Here is a 23,600-nt window from a genome sequence, read left to right as displayed (position 1 = left end):
TTGTCCTTTTTTTGATGTCGATGCCTCTGGGGGCCGGCCACTCATACTCCGGCGGCCGAGCTTATTGAATGCTTAAGATGGCCCGGATTGAAGCATCGACCGATCTCGGCGCAGAGCAACGCTTTGCGGCCGAAGCGGTCAATCGCGCGCACTCACCCTGTCGAGCCCCCGCTCCGTTGCGTTCTTCGCGATGAGTTCCGTCAAGGCATCGAGGTCTGCCGGCTTGATCAAGTGATGGTCCATGCCGGCAGCCTTCGAATTCTGCCGGTCCACATCCTGTCCGTAGCCGCTCAACGCGATGAGCAGGCAGCTTCGCATGTCCGCTTCCTCGCGCATTCTCTTCGCGACTTCGTACCCCGTCATTCCGGGCAAGCCGATGTCCAGAATGGCGACGTGCGGCCTGAAGCTGCGCGCCAAGGTCAGGGCGGTCGGTCCGTCGTTCGCGCAGGATACTTCGCACCCCTGTATTTCGAGGAACAAGGCCACGCTTTCGGCGGAGGCCGTCGAATCGTCGACGACGAGCACGCGCAGTCCGCGCACGCCGCCAAGAGCAGCAACGTCCTGTGCGCGCGGGAACGGTTTGGGCTCGGTCTTGGCGGGAAGTCGCACGGTGAATTCTGCGCCCTTGCCTCGCCCTTCGCTGCTGCAAGTGATGGAACCGCCATGCGATTCGACGAGGTGGCGGGCGAGCGTCAATCCGATGCCGAGTCCGCCCTGAGCGCGATCCAGCGAGCTATCGCCTTGCGCGAACAGCTCGAATACGCGGCCCAGCCACTTCGGGTCGATGCCCTCGCCGTCATCGGTGATGGTGATCACCGCGTGGTCATCGCAGAAGTCCGTGGACAGCGCGATGTTGCCGCCCACCGGCGTGAACTTCGACGCGTTGTTCAGCAGGTTGGATACGACTTGCGTCAGCCGGACGACATCGCCGTCGACGATCACGTGATCCGCATGTGCGTTCAACACGAACGCTTGCGTACGCCGTCCGAAATGCGGCAGGCTGGTCTCTATCGCGCGCTCGACGACGAGGCTCAACGGCACGGGTTCACGCCGCAGGGACACCGTGCCCCGCGCGATGCGCGACACGTCCAACAAGTCGTCGACGATATGCACCATGTGGTCGATCTGCGTGCCGATGACATCGTAGGACCACTTCAGGAGCTGACCGTCGCCCGGATCGGCGGCCTTCATGACGCTGACCGCGTTGGAGATCGGCGCAAGCGGATTGCGCAGTTCATGCGCGAGCATGGCCAGGAATTCGTCCTTGCGCCGGTCTTCCTCGCGCAGCGCGGAGAACAGCAATGCATTCTCCAGCCCGATCGATGCCCGGCTCACGAATTCGGTCGTCACCGCAGTCAACTCACTGCGGCTCTCCTCGCCCTCGTACCCGAGCGCCAGCACCGCCTTGTGCTGCACGGTGTTGAGCAACGGATAGAAGGCCACGCTCCCTTCACGGCTAACCGAGGCCGTGCGCTGCGGCTCAGCCGATGCACGGCCGAACATTTCTGCCGTGCTGCCGACAACCGCGATGGCCTCGCCCCGGTCGAGCGACTGCTGCGCATAACCGAAAAACTCCTTGACCGGCACCGGCGGCGCATGCGGAGGCTCGCGCCCTGCATCCACTCTGTGCCAGGCACCAGGGCGCGTGGAAAACAACGTGCGCGGCACCGACTCGTTCTCGAGCATGAGCAGGACACACGCCACGTCCGCGAGTGTCGGAACGGCGCTGTCGACGATACGCGCCGAGGTCGTGTCGACATCCAGCGAACGGGTCAGCAGATGGCTGACCTGAGAGAGAAAGTCCGCACGCTGCCGAGCCTGATCTGCCGATGCACGCAAGGCCTCGGCACGCGCAAGCTCCTCGCGCTCCGCGGCGCGCGAGATCATTTCGAGGTTCATCCTGTAAAGCTGGACGAACACGCGTACCTTCGCGCGAAGTATCTCCGGGACAACCGGCGACGATATGTAGTCGACAGCGCCGAGAGCGTAACCGCGCGCCATTTCCGCATCGTCGACATGAGCCGTCACGAAGATGATGGGCGTCGTCGCGGTTCGTCGATAAGACCGCAGCAGGCTGGCCGTTTCGAAGCCGTCCATGTCCGGCATATTGACGTCCAGCAAAATGACGGCGAAGTCCTGCGCCAGCACTTCCTTCAATGCTTCGCGCCCGGACGACACGCAGACGACGTCCTGCCCCGGCTCCTCCAGCACCGTGCGCAGAACGACGTGCTGGCTGACCAGATCGTCCACGACGAGAATGCGCACACTCGGGTGCGCGGCAACGTCCGCATCTAGCATGGCTATCCTATCGATGCAGCCAGGCGTGCAACACGGCGAGCAAGTCGTCGAGGTTCACGGGTTTGGACAGGTAATCCCAGGCGCCCGCCTCGATGCACTTTTCGCGATCGCCCTTCATTGCCTTGGCTGTCACGGCGATGATGGGCAGCGCTCGGCCCACCGGCCGCTTGCGAATCTCGCGGATGGTGGTGAGGCCGTCCATCTCGGGCATCATCACGTCCATCAGAACGATGTCGATTTCCGGATCCGCCTCCACCTGGTTGACGGCGTCGCGTCCGTTATCGGCCCAGGAATGGCGCATGCCCAAGTCTTCCATCACCGTGGCGAGGGCGAATATGTTGCGCATGTCGTCGTCGACGATCAGTGCCTTCTTGCCGTGGAGCTTGCCTTGCGGAATCCGCAGTGCGCTCACGACGGCATTGGCTTCCGCAGGAAGCGCGTTCGCGTCGACGTGAAGCGCCGCGATGCAAAGGTCGAACAGCATTTCAGGGCTTGCTGCGGGATGCGCGACGAACGTTTCGCATTGCTGCTGCCATCGCGGGGTTTCGGCGATGTCGTCCGCGCGAAGAATGACCGGTAACGGCGCGAGGACACGCGATCCCGACAACGCCTGCTCGACGTCTTCCGGCGCGACTGCGACGGTGTCATCGGCCAGCACCAGGACGTCGAAACAACTCGACGATAAATGCCGGAGCAGCGTCTCGCGCGAATCGGCGATCGTAAACGTTGCCTGCGATCCGTCGAGGCCATGCACGAGCAAGTCACGCTCCGCCCCTTCCGGCAAAGCCGCAAGCACCGTGCGCTGCCTCGGACCGACATATTGCGCGAGCGCCGAAAGCGCGAGATCGAGCGTCTCCTTCGATTCGACCGGCTTGGGCATGAACGCGAAGGCGCCCGTTCGCAGCGCGCGCTCGCGAAACTCGTCCGAGGAAACGACGCACACGGGAATGTGCCGCGTCGCCATGTCTTGCTTGAGCCGGCTCAGGATTCGCCATCCCTCCATGTCGGCCAGGAACACGTCGAGCGTCATGAAATCGGGTTTGTATCGGGCAGCGAGCGTCAACGCGTCGGCCCCGTAACCCGTGACAATGACCTTCATCCCGCCTTCTCGCGCGGCATCTGCCACCACGCGCGCGAACGCGGCATCGTTCTCGACGATGAGCACGACCCGGTCGCCTTGCGCAATATCGTCGCGATCATCGGGGACCGGCGCGACAAGCGTCGCATCCGTGATCTCGTCCCGCCGATACGGCCGCGCCCGGGATTCTTGCGCCTCGGCGACGCGCGCCGCAGCGTTCGCGGCTGCGGACGACGCGCCGTCGAAGAACGGGAGTGACCTGCGCCCCGAACGGGCGTTGTCGTTCTTGCCCGGCAGATACAGCGTGAACGTGCTTCCTTTATTGGGCGTGCTCGTCAGACGAATTTCACCGCCGAGCAGCTTGGACAGTTCGCGGCTGATCGCAAGTCCGAGCCCAGTGCCGCCGTATTTGCGGCTCGTGCTGCCGTCCGCCTGCTGGAACGCTTCGAACACGATCTGCTGCTTGTCGGGCGAGATGCCGATGCCGGTGTCCTGCACGGAAAACGCAAGCACCGGGCCGCCGTGACCGAGCGTCTCGCTGTCATCGCCCCATCCGGCGAACGCTTGATCGATGGTCAGCGTCACATGGCCCCTGTGCGTGAATTTGAAGGCATTGGACAGCAGGTTCTTGAGAATCTGCTGGAGGCGCTTCAAATCAGTGACGATCGACGACGGCACGTCCGCGCCGAGCTGGATGAAGAAGTCGACGCTACGCGCCTCAGCGACGTGACGGAAGGTGCGCTCGACATAGAGCGTCAGGTCGGCGAGACGATGCTCCGCCAGGTCCACGACCACTGTTCCGGACTCGATCTTCGCGAGATCGAGAATGTCGTTGATCAGCATGAGCAGATCGTTGCCGGAAGAGTGAATGGTCTTCGAGAACTCGACTTGCCTTGGCGAAAGGTTGCCTTCCGGGTTCTTGCATAGCTGATCCGAAAGAATCAACAAACTGTTGAGCGGCGTGCGCAGTTCGTGCGACATGTTCGCCAGAAACTCCGACTTGTACTTGGACGTCAGCGCCAGTTGCTTCGCCTTGTCTTCGAGTGCCTGTCGAGCCTGCTCGACTTCGGAACTCTTTCGCTCGACTTCCTGATTCTGGTGAGCGAGCAGACGGGCCTTCTCCTGCAATTCCTCATTGGTCTGCTGCAACTCTTCTTGCCGGCTCTGCAGTTCGTGAGCAAGCGATTGCGATTGCTTGAGAAGATCCTCCGTTCGCATGTTCGCTTCGATCGTGTTGATCACGATGCCGATACTTTCGGTCAGTTGATCGAGGAACGCCTGATGAGTCGGGTTGAAGCGCTCGACCGACGCCAGTTCGATCACGCCCTTGACGTGGCCCTCGAAGATGACCGGCAGCACGAGGACATTCTGCGGCAGCACGGTGAGCAGCCCCGAGACGATGCGGTAGTCGCTCGACGACGACGGTGCAAGCAGAATCTTGCGCTTCTCGACAGCACATTGCCCGACGAGGCCCTCACCCAGCGCCACACGTTTTCCGTGCGAGCGATAGCCGTCCGATGCGTAGCTGCCGACGAGCTTGAGCGAGGTGCCCTGCGGACTTGCATCGAGCACGAAGAACTCGGCTTGTTGCACACCGACGACCGGCGCCAATTCAGAAAGAATGAGATGGCCGACAGCCACGAGATCCTTCTGCCCCTGCAGCATGCGGCTGAACTTCGCCAGGTTCGTCTTGAGCCAGTCCTGCTCCGTGTTGAGGGCCGTGGTGTCCTTCAGGTTACGGATCATCTCGTTGATGGTGTCCTTCAACGCCGCGACCTCGCCCAGCGCCTCCACCGTGATCGAACGCGTCAGGTCGCCCTGCGTCACGGCAGTCGCCACCTCGGCAATCGCCCGCACCTGCGTCGTCAAGTTGGCCGCCAATTGATTGACGTTCTCGGTGAGACCCTTCCAGGTGCCCGCCGCGCCCGGCACCTTGGCCTGCCCGCCGAGCTTGCCCTCGACACCGACTTCCCGCGCAACGGTGGTGACCTGATCCGCGAACGTGGCGAGCGTGTCCGTCATGCTGTTGATGGTATCGGCGAGGGCGGCGATTTCGCCCTTCGCTTCCACCGTCAGCTTGCGCGCCAGGTCGCCGTTCGCCACCGCCGTCACCACGCGCGCGATACCGCGAACCTGGCTCGTCAGATTCCCCGCCATGAAGTTGACGTTGTCGGTCAGGTCCTTCCACGTTCCCGCCACGCCCTGCACGTCGGCCTGACCGCCCAGCTTGCCTTCGGTGCCTACTTCCCGTGCGACGCGCGTGACTTCCGATGCGAACGAGCGCAGTTGATCGACCATCGTGTTGATCGTGTTCTTCAACTCGAGAATCTCGCCCTTCACGTCGACGGTGATTTTCTTCGAGAGATCACCCGCCGCCACCGCTTTCGTCACGTCCGCGATGTTGCGCACCTGGCTCGTCAGATTGCCCGCCATGAAGTTCACGGAATCCGTCAGGTCCTTCCATGTGCCCGCCACGCCCTGCACATCCGCCTGTCCGCCGAGCTTGCCGAGCGTGCCGACTTCGCGTGCTACCCGAGTGACTTCGGACGCGAACGAGCTTAACTGATCGACCATCGTGTTGATCGTGTTCTTGAGTTCGAGAATCTCTCCTTTCACGTCCACGGTGATCTTCTTCGAAAGATCGCCGGCCGCGACTGCCTTGGTCACGTCCGCGATGTTGCGCACCTGGCTGGTCAGGTTGCCGGCCATGAAGTTGACGTTGTCGGTGAGATCCTTCCACGTTCCCGCAACACCCTGCACGTCCGCCTGACCGCCGAGCTTGCCTTCGGTGCCGACTTCCCGTGCCACGCGCGTGACTTCCGATGCGAACGAGCGCAACTGATCGACCATCGTGTTGATCGTGTTCTTCAACTCGAGGATTTCGCCCTTCACGTCCACCGTGATCTTCTTGGACAGGTCGCCCGCGGCCACCGCCGTCGTCACTTCGGCGATGTTACGCACCTGCGCCGTCAGGTTGCTGCCCATCGAGTTCACCGAGTCGGTCAAGTCCTTCCACGTGCCGGCGACGCCCTGCACATCGGCCTGACCGCCGAGCTTGCCTTCCGTGCCGACCTCACGCGCCACACGCGTGACTTCCGATGCGAACGACCGCAACTGATCGACCATCGTGTTGATCGTGTTCTTGAGTTCGAGGATCTCGCCCTTCACGTCCACCGTGATCTTCTTCGACAGATCGCCCGCGGCGACGGCGGTCGTCACATCGGCGATGTTGCGAACCTGCGCCGTCAGGTTGCTGCCCATGGAATTGACGGAGTCGGTCAGATCTTTCCACGTGCCCGCCACGCCCTGAACGTCCGCCTGTCCGCCGAGCTTGCCTTCGGTCCCGACCTCGCGCGCCACGCGCGTGACCTCGGATGCGAATGAACTGAGCTGATCGACCATCGTGTTGATGGTGTTCTTCAGTTCAAGAATTTCGCCCTTCACGTCCACCGTGATCTTCTTGGACAGATCGCCCGCAGCCACTGCAGTGGTCACGTCCGCGATGTTGCGAACCTGCGCCGTCAGGTTGCTCCCCATGGAATTCACCGAATCGGTCAGATCCTTCCATGTTCCCGCGACGCCTTTCACGTCCGCCTGGCCGCCGAGCTTCCCTTCCGTGCCCACTTCCCGCGCGACGCGGGTCACCTCGGATGCGAACGAACGCAACTGATCGACCATGGTGTTGATCGTATTCTTCAGCTCCAGAATCTCGCCCTTCACGTCCACCGTGATCTTCTTGGACAGATCGCCCGCGGCGACCGCGGTCGTGACCTCCGCGATGTTACGCACCTGGCTGGTCAGGTTGCCCGCCATGAAGTTCACGTTGTCGGTCAAGTCCTTCCAGGTGCCGGCCACGCCCTTGACCTCCGCCTGCCCGCCCAGCTTGCCCTCGGTGCCGACCTCGCGCGCCACGCGCGTGACCTCCGCCGCGAATGAACGCAACTGGTCGACCATGGTGTTGATCGTGTTCTTCAACTCCAGAATCTCGCCCTTCACGTCGACGGTGATCTTCTTAGAGAGATCACCGGCCGCGACGGCCTTCGTCACTTCCGCGATATTGCGCACCTGGCTCGTCAGATTGCCGGCCATGAAGTTCACGGAATCGGTCAAGTCCTTCCAGGTGCCCGCCACACCTTGCACATCCGCCTGACCGCCCAACTTGCCTTCCGTGCCGACCTCCCGCGCCACGCGAGTGACTTCGGCCGAGAACGTGCCCAACTGCTCCACCATCCTGTTGATGATTTTCGCGGTGCGCAAGAATTCGCCTTGCAACGCGCGTCCGTCGGCTTCGAGCGCCATGCTCTTGCTCAGATCGCCCTGCGCCACTGCGCCGATCACCCGCGCGACTTCGCTCGTCGGATGCACGAGATCGGCGATCAAGGAGTTCACGGAGTCCATGGAACTGCGCCAGAAGCCGCGCGCATCGGGAATCGCCGCTCGCTCGTTGATTCGGCCTTCCTTGCCGACGGCCTGACTCAACCGTGCGAGTTCATCCGACATGCGAAGGTTCTGGTCGACGACCGCGTTGAACGCGTCAGCGATCTTTCCCGCGAGACCGGTCCAGTCGGACGGAAGGCAGGCGCCTTGTCCCTTCAGAACGGCGGTCAGGGCTGCGTGGACCGCTCTATTGCGATCGTGACTATGGTCGATCGCCTCCAGAAGCGCATTCGACTCGCGGACCTGACGCAGCCAGAAGCCGCTTAGCCCCGCCTCGCTGAGACGCTTTTCGCTGCCCGGGCGTTCGCCGTATGCGGCCCCGATTTCTTCGTAGGACCGGCTTTGACGCTCGCATTGCTCCGCCAACGCGGTCAGTTCGGCGGCGAGCCTGCCCTTCATGCCGTCCCACTCGGATGGAAGTTCGCCGATGGGCTCGCCCCGGCGCACGGCGGCCACCGCTCCGATCAGTAAGCGCAGCTCGCTCTCGTTCAGCGCGTCTTTGCCAGTTACCACGGCGTCCATTGAAAGTCCCTCGAAGGCGTTGGTCGGTTTTGAGCCGCAATAAGCGGATTTTGACTCGATCGGGTCATGTCCGGCAGTGCTCGCGCGCCTGCGCTTTTTTTCTGTCGCCGCCGGATCGCGCGCGATTCTAGACTGCCGAACCTTACGCCATGCTTAGGTACGCGGTTCCGCCGGATCGCTTACGCCGTTTCTTTGTCGTTGCAATGCGGTCTTTCTATTGTTTTGTGGCGGCGTGACAGGCTTCTTGCCGTAGGCTTCGCCACTGATCAAAAGCAATGCGCAGGACCGTGATCGACGAAAGCCACGCTGACACGAAGAAGCGTCAGGCACCGGTGGCCGACCACCGCGAGCGCCTACTGAGAGGACGGTGATTGCGCACGCGACATCGAAAACGAAAGATGCTTTCAGGGCGAATACTGAGGACGGGTCCAAAAACGCGCAGGCGCCCGCGCGAAGCCTACCTTACACGCGTTGTACTTATGCTTCAACCGTGGCCGAGCCGTGATGGAAAGCGCTGGACCGATGGCAATCAGTCGCGCCGCTTACAGCAATGGCCGACTTTAAACGGTAGCAATTACTTGGAATAAATCGCCAGAGGTGGAAATTCTTTAGCGTCACCGCCATTCCCGGACGTAATAGTGGGAGTGACGTCATCGAACGAATGGAGTAAGTCTGCGTATGTGGACAACAGTAAGCAGTCAGTCGAAATCCGCTTGCCGGTGCTCTCTGAGGTGGCGCAGCCGCGCGAGTTGCTGAGGCAAGACTCGTCCCAACGAGAGCGCCGGTAGATGATCGACGTCGAAGAACTCTGCCGCGCTCGTCTCTTGACCCAGCACGCTTTCTTTTCCGGTGACTTGACCGAGAAAGACGAGCTTCCAGATATGAAACATCGAGGGCGGATGAGCGTGCTTCGCCATGTCCCAGACCGCCAATAAACGCACGATGTCCACGCAGTAGCCGCTCTCTTCCCGGACCTCTTTCGCTGCGTTTTCGGCGGGCGAAAGGCCAACATCGGCCCAACCTCCAGGCAGCGACCAACGGCCGTCCGCCGTCTCCTTCACAAGCAGGATGCCGCCGGCGTCATTGAATACAGCACATCGGACGTCCAGTTTGGGATTCGCGTATCCGGACTCCTGCGCGAAAAGCTCCGTGACCCGGCCAATGTCCATCGAAGCCAGTTCCGCGAGTTGCGCATGTGCAATGACTTCGATCTCTTCGTAACGCTCTTTATCGAACGGACTCGTCGCGTAGTGAAGTCCTGTCTGCGCGAGGGCGAGAAGGCGCTTCGCGCGCCGGAGAGATTCCATGGTGATATCCCTGTGAGTAAGGAGACCGGAAGCTCATTGCTCGCACGCCATTCCGGGCTCCATCGTCAGGCCAGTTTCTCACGAACGAACTGCAGCGAGCGACGAGCGCGCTCGTCCATTTCTTCGTCTGTCGCACCGTTCGACATATCCCGCCATACTTCAGTCCGATACAGCACATCACCGTGAGTTCCAGATCGTCGGCGACCGCTTTCAACTCACGCTTCTTTGCGTCCGGAAGATTGTGAAACTCACTCAGCGAAATCTCCATGATGTCAAAGCCGAGCCCCGAAATGCGCTTCGCCGTCGCCGGAAAGTCGACCATCCATTCAGTCGACCAGTAGTTATAGAACATGCCGACTTTGTTCACGGTGTCACTCCTTTACAGGGTCGTCACATGGGTACGCAAGCGGAATGATGTGGTGAGTTTTGCCTGGCTCCTGGATTGGTTTTGATTCTATTCCTGCTTGATGGGCGAGCGCCAAACTTCCGGTTCATGCTTCAGGGCAAGTCACTCGAAATCACGAGAATCGCGAGGATGAGAACGCAACTTACGAGCAAACAGGCTCCGAGCGCACAAGTCCCCGTATTTGTTACCGGTAACAACGTTAACACGCTGTGGCTTGACGCTGCAAGCTTGAGAAGCGCAACGGTTTCGTGCCGACGGCAGGCTAGTCAGAAAGCGCGCATCCGATCCTACAACGCCAACGATCAGAAGCATCGAAGTGCAACCGCCTCGTGTGTCCGACGTCGAAGCCCTCAGACACGCCTCGCATCAGGCGCGATTCTTGCGAAGCGGCGGTATCGACTGGATACCGCCGACGCTGAAAATAAAAACGCACACGCTTGCAAGAGCAAAACAGCGCGCGGCTCGACTTTGAGCGATTGAAACTCGTTTCGATTCGACAAGGGGACGACAATGACGACGAAGCCATCGGGCCTGCGCTTGGCGGCGGCGATGATGTTAGCGATCGGCCTTACGGGCTGCGGCGGCGGTGGCGAGTCGCCCAATGCCGGCGCAGTCGCATCCAAACAAGATGTGACGGCAGCCTCCACCGCGAGCGCAGCATCCACTCCCTCGAAAGTCGGAAAACTTCAGCGCTACCAGATTGACCCGGCAAAAGTCTTCGTCGCGGGTATTTCGTCTGGCGGTTTCGCGGCCGTGCAAATGCACGTTGCCCACTCCTCGACCTTCAAAGGCGCCGCCGTGTACGCCGGCGGCGTGTACTGGTGCGCGGGCGTCGGCGGTGCGGCGAGCGCTTTGGTGAACTGCGGGGGCTTGACGCTTCCGACGAACCAGGCGTCGTACAACAGCACGCTGATTGCATCCGAGGCATATCTGGATACGCAATCGTCCCTCGGCACGATCGACCCGGCGGCCAATCTGCGCGGACAGCCCGTCTATCTTTGGTCCGGCACGCAAGACGAGGTCGTCAATCCGCTCGAAATGGCCGATCTCAACTCGGAGTATCAGCATTACGGCGCGCGCGTTCACTTCGACAATGCGTTTCCCGCCGAACACGGCTGGGAATCGCCCGATGGCGAACTTGCATGCGGCACGCTCGGAAGTCCCTACATGGTGCGCTGCTCGGCAAACGGCGCGGTCTACGATTCGGTCAAGACGTGGCTCACGATGTTCCTCGGACCGCTGAAGCCGCGCAACAACGGAAAGCTGTCCGGTGCGTTGGCTTCGTTCGATCAGACGGAGTTCGGGGCGTCCGCCAATCTCTCCATGAGTTCGACGGGCAGTGTGTTCGTTCCCAAATCCTGCGCGCAAGGCGACAAGTGCGGACTGGTCCTGGCTCTGCACGGCTGTTTGCAGGAGGCGTCGCTTATCGGAAATCGCTGGGTGACCGAGGCCGGCATCAACGAATGGGCGGACACGAACAAACTCGTAGTCGTCTATCCGGACACGACCGCGTCGTCCGCGCCGGGGCCGACCAATCCCAACGCGTGCTTCGACTGGTGGGGCTACTCGAATCAATACGATCCGAACTACGCGATCAAGAGCGGCTCGCAGATGTCGGTGCTATACGCGATGGTGCAGCGCGTAACCGGCCGACCGTAGACCTGCGGGCTTGCTTCCTTGCACTACGCTCATCGGCGACTATGCTTACAGCGTGTATGTCGAGGAGTGGCCAACATGCAAGCCGTCACCCGAAGGTCGGTCGACCTTAGCGCCTACCCGAATCTCGTGGTCGTCATACTGGGCTTTCGCGTGCGCCGCCTGCGGGGCATCGGCGCCCTTCTTCGCATCGGCAAAGGCTTGCGGCAAGTCGATTCAACGCCGCCCGACGGACTGCTGTCGAGCGAACAGTTTCTTTTCGCGCTCAACCATATCGGCATCCGTCAGTATTGGCGCGACCTCGAAAGCCTCGAAGCCTTCACTCGGAGCGAGCCGCATTCGCGATGGTGGCGCGACTTCCTGCGCGACAGCGGCGGCGCGGGCTTCTGGCATGAAACCTACAGCCGGCACGGAATGGAAGCGATCTACATCGACATGCCCGAACCCGTCGGCTTCGATCGATTCGCGCCCGAACGAAAGCCGGTCGGTCCCTTCATGAGCGCGAGGCAACGGATGACGGCGGATTAGGCGCGTCGTCTTGCCCGAGCGCATCCCAGCCGCCACCGAGCGACCGATAGAGCGCCACGGCTGCTTGCGCATGCTGGCGCTTCGCTTCGTTCAATGCATCGGCGTCGCGAAGATAGGCTTCCTGTGCCGCGAGCACGTCGAGAAAGCTCGACGCGCCGCCCTTATAAAGCTCGTTGGAAAGGCGCAGCGCATGGTCCGACGCCGCCAGCGCGCCGCCCAGACTGCTCACTCGCGCATCGCCGTTGACGAGATCGCTTCGCGTGTCCTCGATGTCCTTCAGCGCGGCAAGGATCGTCTGCTGCAGGCCGAGTTGCGATTCACGCATGCGGCTTTCGTTCTGGTCGATGTTCGCCGTAATGCGCCCTGCGTTGAAGATCGGACTCGTCGCGTTCAATGCGGCGCTGAAGAGGTTGTCCGTCAATGTCGGCAAGCCGAGATACGACGATGCGAGAATGCCGTCGCTCAGGCTCAACCGGAACTTCGGATAGCGCTCGGCTTTCGCGACGCCCACTTCCGCCGCGCGTTGCTCGACCGTCGCGTAGGCGGTGCGCACGTCCGGGCGACGCAACAACGCCTGCGACGGCAGCGTGTTCGGCACGCTTTGAGCGGGCACGGGAATCGGGCGCGAGTCGGCGAGCATCAGGTCATCCACGCTCTCAGGCGTGCGCCCGGAATACACCGCGATCAGACTCATGTCGTGCTGAATGGCGGCGCGAATCTTCGGTAACTGCGCCTGCAAATCCTGCAACTGATTCTGCGCACGCGCCACGTCGAGTTGAGTCGATAGCCCGTAACGCAAACGCCGCTGAGTGAGTTCCAGTGCGCGGGTGCGAATCTGCTCGTTATCGCTGATGATCTGAAGCTGCGCCTGCGCCCAGCGCAAGTCGATGTAGGCGCTCGCCGCGTTCGCCGCCAACGCGAGCCGCAGTTCGTTCAACGCCGACTGACGGTTGCTCGCCTGCGCCTGCGCGGCCAGCACGGCAAGCCGTTCGCCGCCGAACACGTCCGGTTGCCATGACGCCGTCAAGCCGATGCCCGCCTGCTTGACATAGCCCAACGGCGGCGGCGTGTTCTGACGCTGATACGCAGCGCCTGCGTTCGCATCGAGTTGAGGCGCGAGCGCGGCATCCTGCTGCTTCACGATGTCCTCGCCTTGCCGCACGCGCTCCACGGCCGCCTTCACATCGAGATTGCCGTCGAGCACGGTCGCGATGAGCCGATGCATCGCCGGATCCCCGAACTGCGACCACCACGCGTTCGCATCGATCGTGTCGGCGGGCGCATCGACGCTCCATGCATCCGGTGCGACGACGCTCACCGTGTCCGGCAAGCCCGCGTGCGTGGCGGGCTGCACCGCGCACGCGGTGAGCGTCATCGCAGCCGCGACGGCAAGCACGTTTGCAAACATGGCTTTCATGGTGTGTCCCGTTTCAATGGATGAGCGCCGCGAATCAATGCGCGTCGGGCGGCGGCGCGGTGTTGCCGAACGGCCGCGAGAAGAACACGCTGAGCAAGCCGACCGCGAAACAGAGCGACACCGCGAGGAACGTGTCGGAGAACGTCAGCACGAGCGCTTCGCGCATCAGGAGCGCATGCAGCGCGCCGAGGCCGGCAGCCGCGCCGTTCAGCATGTCGCCGCCGACAGCCGCGAAACGCGCGGCCTGATCGTGCAACAACGCTTCGATGAGCGGCCTTCCTGCCGTGACGTGTTCGTCGAGCCGCTCGTAATGCAGGTTCAGCCGGTCGTTGAGCATCGTGCTCGCGACCGCGATGCCGATCGCGCCGCCCAGATTTCGCATCAGGTTGAACAATCCGCTCGCCGACTTGAGCCGCGAAGGCGGCAACGACCCGAGCGCCATCGTGACGATGGGCGGCACGCAGAACTGCTGCCCGATACCGCGCAACGCCTGCGGGATCAAGAGTTCATGCCAGCCCCATTGATTCGTCAGCGGCACATAGAGATAGCAGCCGACGCCGAAGCACACGAGACCGAACACCATCAAAAGCCGCATATCGACGAAGCGCGCAAGAAACGAATACGCGCCGAGCGCGAGCAACTGGAAGCATCCGACCGACAGCAACGCGATGCCGATCTGCAGCGAATCGAAGCCACGCACGCGCGACAGGAACACGGGCGTCAGAAACACCGTGCAGAAGAGACCGATGCCGGTAATGAACGACAAGAGACTGCCGATGCCGAAGTTGCGGATAGCAAGCGCTTTCAGATCGACGATCGGTTCCCTCGCCGTGAACGCGTGCACGAGAAACAGGAAGCCGCAGATCGCGGAGATCCAAGTGCAGAACAGGATCACGTCGTCACCGAACCAGTTCTTGCGCGGCCCTTCTTCCAGCACGTATTCGAGGCAGCCGAGAAAGCCCGACATCAACGCAATGCCCACGTAATCGCCGCGTTTGAGGAGCGAATGATCGGCTGTATCGACATCGACGAAGCGCGGCACCAGCACCGTCACCAGCGCGCCCGGCACGAGGTTCAGATAGAACAGCCAGTGCCACGACCATTGCGACGTGATCCATCCGCCGATCACGGGTCCGATGGTCGGCGCAAGCGACGCAAGCGCACCGATCGTCGTCGAAGCGATCAGCCGTTGCTTGCCGGGAAAGAGCACGAATGCCGTGGTGAAGACGGTCGGGATCATCGCGGCGCCGAGCGCGCCTTGCAACCCGCGAAAGACGATCATCGAATCGATGTCCCACGCGAGGCCGCATAGCATGCTCGTGAGCGTGAAGCCGAACGCGGAGAACGCGAACACCCAGCGCGTGGAAAAGACGCGCGTGAGCCAGCCCGACATCGGTATGACGAGGATCTCCGCGATCAGATACGAAGTCTGCACCCACGACAGTTCGTCCTGACTCGCCGACAACCCGCCGCCGATATCTTTCAGCGACGACGCGACGATCTGGATGTCGAGCGTCGCCATGAAGAAGCCGAGGCAAAGCAGCCCGAACGCGAAGACCTTGCGGCGCGTCGGCATGTCGGCCGGATTCATCGGCGTGTGTGTCGTGGCTTGCATGATGATCCCGCGCGGCGTCGTTCAGGAAGCGTTGTCGTGACGAAGATGGACCTTGACCGTCGCCGACAGTCCGGGGCGCAGCACGCCCTGCATGTCCTTCGGCACGGCAAGCCGCACGCGCACCGGCACGCGCTGCACGATCTTCGTGAAGTTGCCCGTCGCGTTCTCGGCGGGCAGGATGCTGAACGTCGCGCCGGTCGCGGGCGCAAGACTCTCGACCACGCCTTCGATACGGCGGTTCGATGCATCCAGTTCGACATCCACCCTGTCGCCCGCTTTCATCTTCTTCAACTGGTCTTCCTTGAAGTTGGCGTCGATCCAAAGGCCGCTCGCGGGAACCACCGTCAACAGCGATACGCCGACATTCGCGAGCAGACCGACACGCGCGGTCCGGTTGCCGACGTAGCCGTCGATCGGCGAGCGGATCGTCGTGTACTCCACGTTCAACGCGGCCACGCGGCGCGCCGCTTCCGCCGTTGCAATGCGCGCGCGTGCATCGTTGATCTGCGCATCCAGCACGCCGAGCTGACGCTGTGCGGCCGTGAGCGCGGCGCTGCTTCGATCGACGCCCGCGCGTGCTTTCAAGAGGTCAGCATCCGCGCGTTCGACGACCTGGTTCGACACCGCGTCGTCCTTCACGAGTTGGCGATAGCGCGCTGAATCCGACACGCTGCGCGTCAGTTCGGCGCTGGACGCCCGCACTTCCGCCGATTGCGCGTTGATCGTCGCGAGCTGCAGCAGCTTTCTGGCTTCGAGTTCGGCCACGGCCGCCTGCGCGCTCTGCACTTCGGCGCTGGCCTGCGCGAGCCGCGCGTCGTAGTCGCGGGCATCGAGCCGAATCAGCACCTGTCCCGCGGTGACGAACTGGTTGTCCTGCACGCGGACATCCGTCACGAAGCCGTTCACCTTCGGCGCGAGCACCGTCACGTCGCCGCCGACATAGGCATCGTCGGTCGATTCGACAAAGCGCCCGACCAGAAGCCAATATGAAGCAGCCGCCGCGATCACGATGGCCACTGAGATCAGCGCGAGCAACATCCAGGGAATGCGGCGCGTCTGCTTGACGATTCCAGCGTTGCTCGGCGGCGCAATGGAAGGCGAACTCGACATGGTTATATGTGCATATGCACTAGTGGCGTTTAAAAAAACGCGCCAACGGCGCGTCGTGATCTTGCTGCGCGGACTCGCACGCTTTACTACGATGTCAGCTCGAACAACTCGGCGCGCAACGCCTTCGCACGCGTGCGGCCGAACTGGCTTTCGAATTCGTCCTGTGCGGATTGCCATGCGTCGGCGGCGCGCGCGAAGACATCGCGACCTGCCGGCGACAGGCTGAACACATTCGTCCGACCATTTTCCTTCGACGATTCACTCACGACGAGACCATCGCGCTGCAACGGCTTCAGCGCGCGCACGAGCGTCGTGCGGTCCATGACCATGGTATCGGCGAGTTCCGTCATCGGCAGGCCCGGCTTGCGCGCCAGTTTCGCAAGAATGGTGAACTGCGCGGCCGTCACCCCGATCTGCCCGAGGTGGCGCTCGTAGATCTGCGTGACGTAACGCGCCGCCTGCCGCAGCGCGAAACAGTTGCAATCGTCGCGGAACGTGGATTTCTTCATGCAGCGCAGTCTATATGTGCATATGCACGGTGTCAAGCGCGGCGTATTCGTTTCATCGTTCGATGACGCGTTGCATCGCGGCATGCAGGAACATCGATTGCGCGCGCAGCGCCTACCGAATACACGCCGCATCTCACTCCTGAGCGGCTTTCGCTAGAATCCAGTATCGATCCTTTCATCCTCTGGTAAGGAGGCACGCGTGCCAGGACTACTTCCCGATGTCGACCGCGAGGGGCTCCTCGAATACTCGGTCGTTTTCACAGACCGATCGCTCAATCACATGTCGCAGCGCTTTCAGGGCGTCATGCGCGACATATCCCGCACACTGAAAAAGGTCTATCACGCGCAGTCGGTCGTGGTCGTGCCGGGCAGCGGGACCTTCGGCATGGAAGCCGTCGCGCGGCAGTTCGCGACGAACAAGAAGTGCCTCGTCATCCGCAACGGCTGGTTCAGCTATCGCTGGTCGCAGATATTCGACATGGGCGGCATTCCGTCTGAATCGATCGTGCTGAAGGCGCGCCCGGTCGAGCAAGGCAGGCAGGCGGCTTATGCACCGCCGCCTATCGAAGAAGTCGTTGCTGCGATCGAGAAGAACAAGCCGGATCTGGTCTTCGCGCCGCATGTGGAAACCGCAGCCGGAATCATGCTGCCCGACGGTTATCTGCGCGCGGTGTCCGACGCGGTTCATGCCGTCGGCGGCATGTTCGTGCTGGATTGCATCGCATCGGGAACGGTGTGGGTCGATATGGAAGCGAGCGGCGTCGACGTGCTGATTAGCGCCCCGCAGAAGGGCTGGAGCGCGTCGCCCTGTTGCGCGCTCGTCATGCTCAACGCGCGGGCTCGCGAAAGGATCGACGCAACGACCAGCACCAGTTTCTCGTGCGACCTTCGCAAGTGGCTTCAGATCATGGAAGCCTACGAGAACGGCAGCTTCGCGTATCACGCGACGATGCCGACGGACGGCCTCGCCACGCTCTGCGACGTCATGAGGGAAACGGAAGCATACGGCTTCGACAAAGTGAAAGCGGAGCAGCTCGAACTCGGCAAGCGCGTGCGCTCGATGCTGGCCGAGAAAGGCTTCAGGAGCGTGGCGGCGCTAGGATTCGAAGCGCCGGGCGTCGTGGTCAGCTACACGGACGATGACGCCGTACGGTCGGGCAAAAAGTTCTCGGATGCCGGCGTGCAGGTGGCAGCAGGCGTTCCGCTTCAATGCGACGAACCCGCAGACTTCAAGACGTTCCGCATCGGACTCTTCGGCCTCGACAAACTGCATGACGTGGAAGGCGCGGTGAGCAGGCTGGCGAAGGCGCTGAACAGTTTCGCCTGATGTAACAAAAAAGTCGAGTGCGCGCGGTCACGCACGCATTCGACTTATTCATCGAAGTGTTTTACTTCGTACACCTACCATTACTGCTCTCGGTGCGGTTCACAAACCACGGCATCGATGAGCGCCGATTCAGCGCGTTTCATGAAGTGCTGTCAGAATCGTCGTTCCAACTTCTCTCGACGATACGATCAGCACTTGATCGCGCTGGCCGTGTCGTTCGTGTGCAGCGTGCGAACGCCACACTGCACGAACTTCTCATGAACAGGAGCGAGATATGGCAACGATGCAGGCAGTGCAGGTTGCGAAAGCGAATGGTCCGCTGGAAGTCGTCGAACGCGATGTGCCCGAGCCTCCCGATGGACACGTGTTGATCAAGGTGCATGCGTGCGGGATCTGCCACAGCGATTCGCTCACTGTCGAAGGACAATGGCCCGGTCTTGAATTTCCACGCGTGCCGGGTCACGAGATCGCAGGCGTGATCGAGAAGCTGGGCGCGGGCGTCGAAGGATGGGAAAAGGGACAGCGCATCGGCGTGGGCTGGCACGGCGGGCATTGCGGCCATTGCGATCATTGCCGTCATGGCGACTTCGTGCTGTGCCAGCGCGCGCAGGTGCCGGGCATCAGCTATGACGGAGGATACGCGGAGTACATGGTCGCGCCGCAGGAAGCGCTGGCGCGCATGCCCGACGATCTCTCCGATATCGACGCCGCGCCGCTGCTCTGCGCCGGCATCACCACGTTCAATGCTTTGCGCAACAGCGGCGCGCGTGCGGGCGATGTCGTCGCGATTCTCGGCATCGGCGGGCTCGGTCATCTCGGCGTGCAGTTCGCGCGGAAGATGGGCTTCGTGACGGCGGCCATCGCGCGCGGCCAGGACAAGGCGCCGCTCGCGAAGCAACTCGGCGCGCATCACTACATCGACAGCGAAGCGCAAAACGTAGCCGAAGCATTGCAGGCGCTCGGCGGCGCGCGCGTCATTCTCGCCACCGCGACGAGCGGCAAGGCGATGAGCGCGGCCATCGGCGGGCTGGGGCTGAACGGCAAGCTCATCATGGTCGGCATATCGCAGGAGCCGGTCGAGGTGCCGATCGCGCAATTCATCATGGGCCGCAACTCGGTTCAGGGCTGGCCGTCGGGCACGGCGGCGGATTCGCAGGAAACGCTGGCGTTCAGCGCGCTCGCGGGCGTCAAGCCGATGATCGAGGAATATCCGCTCTCGCGCGCGCCGGAAGCGTACGAGCGGATGATGAGCGGCAAGGCGCGCTTTCGCGTGGTGCTCACGCCAGGGAAGTGATGAGCGTCGAGCATGAGCAAGCGTTGGGCGGTGACCGAATCGCCCAATGCTTGGTCCTGTGCATGGCGTGTCCGCCTCTCTACCGCCCCTTCACCGCGCCGTACTGGAAGCACTACGACGATAGCGACCCGTCGCGAGATTAACGCATACATCTGTAGTCCGAACCATTAGACGGTATGCAAACCGCTCTGCGCACAAAAACGAGCGAAGCTCGCGCTGGCATTCATCTCGATGCAACCGCGCATTCCTGGGCGCACGCCAATTGACTCGCCACCGATCTCGAATCTATCCTCGCAACATATGAAACCGTCGCGGCAAGCAGCATCGCGTCCCCGGAGACTACGTTGCGTTTCGATCTACATTCGCTGAAACTGTTCGTCGCGGTCTGCGAGCACGGCAGCATCGCACGGGCAGCGGAATTCGAGAATATCGCGCCCTCGGCCATCAGCAAGCGCATGTCCCAACTGGAGGACATCCTCAAGACCGCCTTGTTCGTGCGCAGCAACAAGGGGCTCGAACTGACCGTCGCGGCGGCCGCGTTGCTGCAACACGCGCGCACGCTTCTGCTCGACATTCAGCAGATGGAAAGCGAACTGCTCGACCATGCCGAAGGCGTGCGCGGTCAGATCCGGCTGCATGCCAGCCTCTCGACCATCGTCCAGTACATTGCGAACGATATCCGCGTGTTCCTCGACCGGCATCCCGCGCTGCGCATCGACCTGCAAGAGAGCCTGAGCCCCGCCGTCGTGCGCGCCGTGGCCGAAAACACCGCCGATATCGGCGTGTTCGGCGGCACCACGGTCGCGGCCGGATTACAGGTTTATCCCTATCGCAGCGACCGGCTCGTCGTCATCATGCCGCCGGATCATCCTCTCAGCCGCGCCGGCCGCGTGAAGTTTCGCGAAGTCGCCGAATATCCGCTCGTCGGACCGCAGGAAGGAAGCTATCTGAATTCGCTCGTGCTGCGCGCGGCGGCGGATCTCGATCATCCGCTCAAGCTCTCGATCCGCGTCAACGGCTTCGAGCCGGTGCGCAGCATGGTCGAAGCGCGGCTCGGCGTCGGTCTCGTGCCCGAGCATCATGCGGAACGTTACGTCAGCTCTGCGCCGCTCGTCGCCGTCCTGCTCGATGAACCCTGGGCCGAGCGGCACTGGAAAATCTGCGTGCGCGAGCCCGAGTCGCTTCCCGCGCCCGTCCATCTCTTTCTCAAGCATCTGCTCGCGAGCGCGCAACAGCCCGGCAATCACGAATAGGCGAGCTTCAGCCCCGCTCGCGGCCACGTCAGCACGCCGAGGCGTCCGGTGCCCGACATCGTGACGTAGGCGGTCTTCATGTCGGCGCCGCCGAAGCAGATGTTCGTCACCATGCCGTCCGGCACCATGACTTGCCGCAGCACCTCGCCCGACGGCGCGACCACGGTGATGCATCCGGTCACGAGCGTCGCGACGCAGATGTTGCCTTCAGCGTCGACGGCGAGGCTGTCGAATCGCTGATAGCCCGGAAGCCCGCACACGAGCCGCCCGCCGTGCGGAGAAGGATACGGATGCTTGCGCGCCCTGCCCGGCGCTTCGAGATCGAACGCCCACAAGCGCGCCGTTTCCGTTTCGGCGACATAGACGACGCGGTCGTCCGGCGACAGCCCCACGCCGTTCGCCGTCGTGAGCGGATACGCGACTTCGACGATCATCGATCCATCGGCTTTGCCGTAGTAGAGGCCCGCGTGATCGCGATCGCGCAGCCGGTTCTTGCCGAAATCGGTGAAATAGAAACCGCCTTCGTGGTCGAACACGATGTCGTTCGGGCCGCACAGCGGATGGTCGCCGCAACGGTCGTAGAGCGTCGTCAGCAGGCCCGTGCGCGAGTCGAAGCGTTCGATTCGCCCGCTCGTATAGTCCGGATGAATGCCCGGCCGCGTGCGATTGAGGCCCGCCACCGTGCGAAAAAGGAAGCCGCCGTTGTTGCAGATATAGAACGCGCCGTCAGGCCCCAGCGCCAGGCCGTTCGGCCCGCCGCCGACATTCGCCAGCACCTTCACGGTTCCGTCGGCGGATACGCGGCTGATGGTCTCGCGCTCGATCTCGACGAGCACCACCGAGCCATCGGGCATGGCCACCGGCCCTTCGGGAAACTTCAAGCCTTCCGCCAGAATGCGGACGTCGCCTTGCATGTCGCGTCTCCTCCGTTCTAGCGCTTGTCCGCGTTCTCGACGAAGCGATTGTCGTATGTCGCCTCCAGATCGATCGACGCCTGGCCGACGCCGGGATCGAACGCGGTCAGGACATCGTGCACGGTGCGCGCGGCGGCGTCCGTCATCAGGCCGTCGCGTGAAATGCAGCTTTGCATGTTGGCATAGGCGCGCGCGAACACGTCCTTCTCGGCGAGCGCATATTGCTGCGGCACCGCCGCCGCGACCTGTTCGGGCGTGGCATGCGCCATCCAGCGCTCGGCTTCGAGAATGGCATTCGTCACCGCCTGCACGGTGTTCGGATTTTTGACGAGGAAGTCCCGCGTCGTATAGATGGCGGCCTCGGGATAGTCGCCGCCCAATGTCGCGCGCGTGCCGGCCGGGTCGCGCATCACGGCCAGCGGGAACAGATCGCCGCTGCTCTGGAGCACGGTCGCGACGGGATCGTTGCTCATCAACGCGTCGATCTGGCCGCTGCGCGCCGCCGCGATCGCGCCCGCCGACGAGCCCACGCCGATGATCGACACATCGCCCGGCTTCACACCGGCCTTGCTCAGCAGATAGTTCACGCCCATGTGAAAGCTCGACCCTGGCGAACTCACGCCAATGCGCATGCCCTTGAGGTCCGCGTAGCGCTTGACCTTGGCGTGGCTCGCCCGCGTCACGCCGAACACCCAGCCGGGGCACGATGCCAGCGTCACGAACGAGACGAGCTTCTGTCCCTTGGCGGCCATCGTGATGGTGTTCGAGTAGGCGCCCGCGACGATATCGGCGCTGCCGCCCATCATCGCCTGAAGCGCCTTCGCGCCGCCGCTGAACACGCCGATTTCGACATCCAGCCCCGCCTGCTTGAAGTAACCCCGGCTGTCCGCGATCACGAAGGGCAGATAAGGAAAGCCGACGCCCGCCGCAGCCAGATGGAGCTTCGGCTTCTCCGGCACCGGCGGGGAGCCGGCCGCCGACGCAGTGCAGACGGCCGCGCACGCGGCCAATGCAATCAGGATTCGACGCGCAAGCGCTGTCACGATGATGTCTCCCTGGCAGTGAGCAGAAGCGTTCAGCCCTGCACGACGTTCTGGCGCTGTTGCCCGAGCCCTTCGATGCCGAGCGTGACGACATCGCCCGGTTTCAGGTAGACCGGCGGCTTCTGCCCGAGGCCGACGCCGGGCGGCGTGCCGGTGGAGATGATGTCGCCCGGCTGCAGCGACATGAACTGCGACAGATAAGACACCAGATAGCGCACGCCATACACCATGGTGACCGTGCTGCCGTTCTGGTAACGATGCCCGTTGACCTCCAGCCACATCGGCAGCGACTGCGGATCGGGAATCTCGTCGGTGGTCACGAGCCACGGACCGGTCGGGCCGAAGGTATCGGCCGATTTACCCTTGGTCCACTGGCCCTGACGCTCGGCCTGGAACGCACGCTCGGACACGTCGTTGATGACGCAGTAGCCCGCGACATGATTCATCGCGTCGGCCTCGCTCACATACTTGGCCGTCTTGCCGATGACCACGCCCAGTTCCACTTCCCAGTCGGTCTTGATCGAGTCGCGCGGAATTTCTATCGCATCGTTCGGCCCGACGATCGCGCTCGTCGCCTTCATGAAGATGATCGGCTCGGGCGGCACCGTGGCGCCCGTTTCCGCCGCGTGATCGGAGTAATTCAGGCCGATGCAGATGAACTTGCCCGTGCCCGCCACGCACGCACCGATGCGCGGATTGCCTTCGACGCGCGGCAACGACGCCGCATCGAGCGCCTGCAATCGGGCGAGGCTGTCGGGGAGCAGCACGTCGCCGGCGATGTCGTCGACATGATTCGACAGGTCGCGGATGTTGCCTTCCGAATCGAGAAGGCCCGGCTTCTCCTGGCCGGGTGAACCGTAGCGCAAAAGCTTCATGGATGCGTGCT

16 protein-coding genes are annotated in these 23,600 nt (G+C 62.6%); 5 read left to right on the top strand and 11 right to left on the bottom strand.

Going from position 1 to position 23,600, the window contains the following annotated elements; all coding sequences use genetic code 11:
* Nucleotides 1-138 precede the first annotated feature (138 nt).
* The 4 genes from NCR39_RS22665 to NCR39_RS22650 all read right to left on the bottom strand — a co-directional run bounded on the left by NCR39_RS22665 (nt 139) and on the right by NCR39_RS22650 (nt 10,009).
* A complete protein-coding gene (locus tag NCR39_RS22665) occupies nt 139-2,298 on the bottom strand; it encodes a response regulator (protein WP_250454309.1) in 2,160 nt (719 codons plus the stop codon).
* A 7-nt stretch (nt 2,299-2,305) separates the two neighbouring features.
* Nucleotides 2,306-8,335, bottom strand: coding sequence for a HAMP domain-containing protein (locus tag NCR39_RS22660; RefSeq protein WP_250454308.1), 6,030 nt, complete (start codon nt 8,333-8,335; stop codon nt 2,306-2,308).
* Between the two features lie 698 nt (nt 8,336-9,033).
* Complete coding sequence (locus NCR39_RS22655; RefSeq protein ID WP_250454307.1) at nt 9,034-9,642, bottom strand: NUDIX hydrolase; 609 nt, start codon at nt 9,640-9,642, stop codon at nt 9,034-9,036.
* Complete coding sequence (locus tag NCR39_RS22650) at nt 9,563-10,009, bottom strand: hypothetical protein (RefSeq protein ID WP_250454306.1); 447 nt, start codon at nt 10,007-10,009, stop codon at nt 9,563-9,565. Before NCR39_RS22650 ends, NCR39_RS22655 begins: the two co-directional genes overlap by 80 nt.
* A 576-nt stretch (nt 10,010-10,585) precedes the next feature.
* On the opposite strand from NCR39_RS22650, the gene NCR39_RS22645 reads away from it, so the two are divergent.
* Together NCR39_RS22645 and NCR39_RS22640 are read left to right on the top strand one after the other, a co-directional pair.
* Nucleotides 10,586-11,707 carry an extracellular catalytic domain type 2 short-chain-length polyhydroxyalkanoate depolymerase gene (locus NCR39_RS22645; protein ID WP_250454305.1) on the top strand — a complete coding sequence of 374 codons (1,122 nt, stop codon included), beginning with the start codon at nt 10,586-10,588 and terminating at the stop codon, nt 11,705-11,707.
* A 75-nt stretch (nt 11,708-11,782) separates the two neighbouring features.
* Nucleotides 11,783-12,232 (top strand): DUF4188 domain-containing protein, encoded by a 450-nt coding sequence (locus NCR39_RS22640; protein ID WP_250454304.1) that lies wholly within the window; start codon nt 11,783-11,785, stop codon nt 12,230-12,232.
* On the opposite strand, the gene NCR39_RS22635 is transcribed toward NCR39_RS22640, so the two are convergent.
* The 4 genes from NCR39_RS22635 to NCR39_RS22620 form a co-directional block, all read right to left on the bottom strand.
* Complete coding sequence (locus NCR39_RS22635) at nt 12,198-13,649, bottom strand: efflux transporter outer membrane subunit (protein ID WP_250454303.1); 1,452 nt, start codon at nt 13,647-13,649, stop codon at nt 12,198-12,200. The genes NCR39_RS22640 and NCR39_RS22635 overlap by 35 nt on opposite strands.
* 34 nt (nt 13,650-13,683) lie before the next feature.
* The gene (locus NCR39_RS22630) at nt 13,684-15,264 is read right to left on the bottom strand and encodes a DHA2 family efflux MFS transporter permease subunit (protein ID WP_250454302.1); all 1,581 of its coding nucleotides are present in this window, start codon (nt 15,262-15,264) and stop codon (nt 13,684-13,686) included.
* Nucleotides 15,265-15,285: 21 nt separating this feature from the next.
* Nucleotides 15,286-16,374, bottom strand: a complete 1,089-nt coding sequence (locus NCR39_RS22625; RefSeq protein WP_250454301.1) for an HlyD family secretion protein — start codon at nt 16,372-16,374, stop codon at nt 15,286-15,288.
* 86 nt (nt 16,375-16,460) lie between these two features.
* Complete coding sequence (locus tag NCR39_RS22620; RefSeq protein ID WP_250454300.1) at nt 16,461-16,883, bottom strand: MarR family winged helix-turn-helix transcriptional regulator; 423 nt, start codon at nt 16,881-16,883, stop codon at nt 16,461-16,463.
* Between the two features lie 199 nt (nt 16,884-17,082).
* On the opposite strand from NCR39_RS22620, the gene NCR39_RS22615 reads away from it, so the two are divergent.
* The 3 genes from NCR39_RS22615 (at nt 17,083) to NCR39_RS22605 (ending at nt 20,757) form a co-directional block, all read left to right on the top strand.
* The gene (locus NCR39_RS22615; protein WP_250454299.1) at nt 17,083-18,210 is read left to right on the top strand and encodes an aminotransferase class V-fold PLP-dependent enzyme; all 1,128 of its coding nucleotides are present in this window, start codon (nt 17,083-17,085) and stop codon (nt 18,208-18,210) included.
* A 274-nt stretch (nt 18,211-18,484) separates the two neighbouring features.
* Entirely contained in the window at nt 18,485-19,504 is a 1,020-nt protein-coding gene (locus NCR39_RS22610) for an alcohol dehydrogenase (RefSeq protein ID WP_250454298.1), read from the top strand.
* Between the two features lie 344 nt (nt 19,505-19,848).
* Complete coding sequence (locus NCR39_RS22605) at nt 19,849-20,757, top strand: LysR family transcriptional regulator (RefSeq protein WP_250454297.1); 909 nt, start codon at nt 19,849-19,851, stop codon at nt 20,755-20,757.
* On the opposite strand, the gene NCR39_RS22600 is transcribed toward NCR39_RS22605, so the two are convergent.
* Genes NCR39_RS22600 through NCR39_RS22590 form a run of 3 tightly spaced genes read right to left on the bottom strand, consistent with a single transcriptional unit; the run spans nt 20,748 to nt 23,589 of the window.
* Nucleotides 20,748-21,671: an SMP-30/gluconolactonase/LRE family protein gene (locus tag NCR39_RS22600; protein ID WP_250454296.1), complete on the bottom strand. Its 924-nt coding sequence runs from the start codon at nt 21,669-21,671 to the stop codon at nt 20,748-20,750. The genes NCR39_RS22605 and NCR39_RS22600 overlap by 10 nt on opposite strands.
* Nucleotides 21,672-21,688: 17 nt before the next feature.
* Nucleotides 21,689-22,714 carry an ABC transporter substrate-binding protein gene (locus NCR39_RS22595; RefSeq protein ID WP_250454295.1) on the bottom strand — a complete coding sequence of 342 codons (1,026 nt, stop codon included), beginning with the start codon at nt 22,712-22,714 and terminating at the stop codon, nt 21,689-21,691.
* Between the two features lie 32 nt (nt 22,715-22,746).
* The gene (locus NCR39_RS22590) at nt 22,747-23,589 is read right to left on the bottom strand and encodes a fumarylacetoacetate hydrolase family protein (protein ID WP_250454294.1); all 843 of its coding nucleotides are present in this window, start codon (nt 23,587-23,589) and stop codon (nt 22,747-22,749) included.
* Nucleotides 23,590-23,600: the final 11 nt, after the last annotated feature.

Origin of the sequence: Caballeronia sp. ATUFL_M2_KS44, assembly GCF_023630965.1 — a bacterium.
Taxonomy (GTDB): Bacteria; Pseudomonadota; Gammaproteobacteria; order Burkholderiales; family Burkholderiaceae; genus Caballeronia; species Caballeronia concitans.
This window is presented reverse-complemented; position numbering and strand designations above follow the sequence as displayed.

Coding starts and splice junctions, on each gene's coding strand:
- NCR39_RS22665 (WP_250454309.1), bottom strand. CDS start 2,298: ATGCTAGATGCGGACGTTGCCGCGCACCCGAGTGTGCGCATTCTCGTC.
- NCR39_RS22660 (WP_250454308.1), bottom strand. CDS start 8,335: ATGGACGCCGTGGTAACTGGCAAAGACGCGCTGAACGAGAGCGAGCTG.
- NCR39_RS22655 (WP_250454307.1), bottom strand. CDS start 9,642: ATGGAATCTCTCCGGCGCGCGAAGCGCCTTCTCGCCCTCGCGCAGACA.
- NCR39_RS22640 (WP_250454304.1), top strand. CDS start 11,783: ATGCAAGCCGTCACCCGAAGGTCGGTCGACCTTAGCGCCTACCCGAAT.
- NCR39_RS22635 (WP_250454303.1), bottom strand. CDS start 13,649: ATGAAAGCCATGTTTGCAAACGTGCTTGCCGTCGCGGCTGCGATGACG.
- NCR39_RS22630 (WP_250454302.1), bottom strand. CDS start 15,264: ATGCAAGCCACGACACACACGCCGATGAATCCGGCCGACATGCCGACG.
- NCR39_RS22625 (WP_250454301.1), bottom strand. CDS start 16,374: ATGTCGAGTTCGCCTTCCATTGCGCCGCCGAGCAACGCTGGAATCGTC.
- NCR39_RS22620 (WP_250454300.1), bottom strand. CDS start 16,883: ATGAAGAAATCCACGTTCCGCGACGATTGCAACTGTTTCGCGCTGCGG.
- NCR39_RS22610 (WP_250454298.1), top strand. CDS start 18,485: ATGGCAACGATGCAGGCAGTGCAGGTTGCGAAAGCGAATGGTCCGCTG.
- NCR39_RS22600 (WP_250454296.1), bottom strand. CDS start 21,671: ATGCAAGGCGACGTCCGCATTCTGGCGGAAGGCTTGAAGTTTCCCGAA.
- NCR39_RS22590 (WP_250454294.1), bottom strand. CDS start 23,589: ATGAAGCTTTTGCGCTACGGTTCACCCGGCCAGGAGAAGCCGGGCCTT.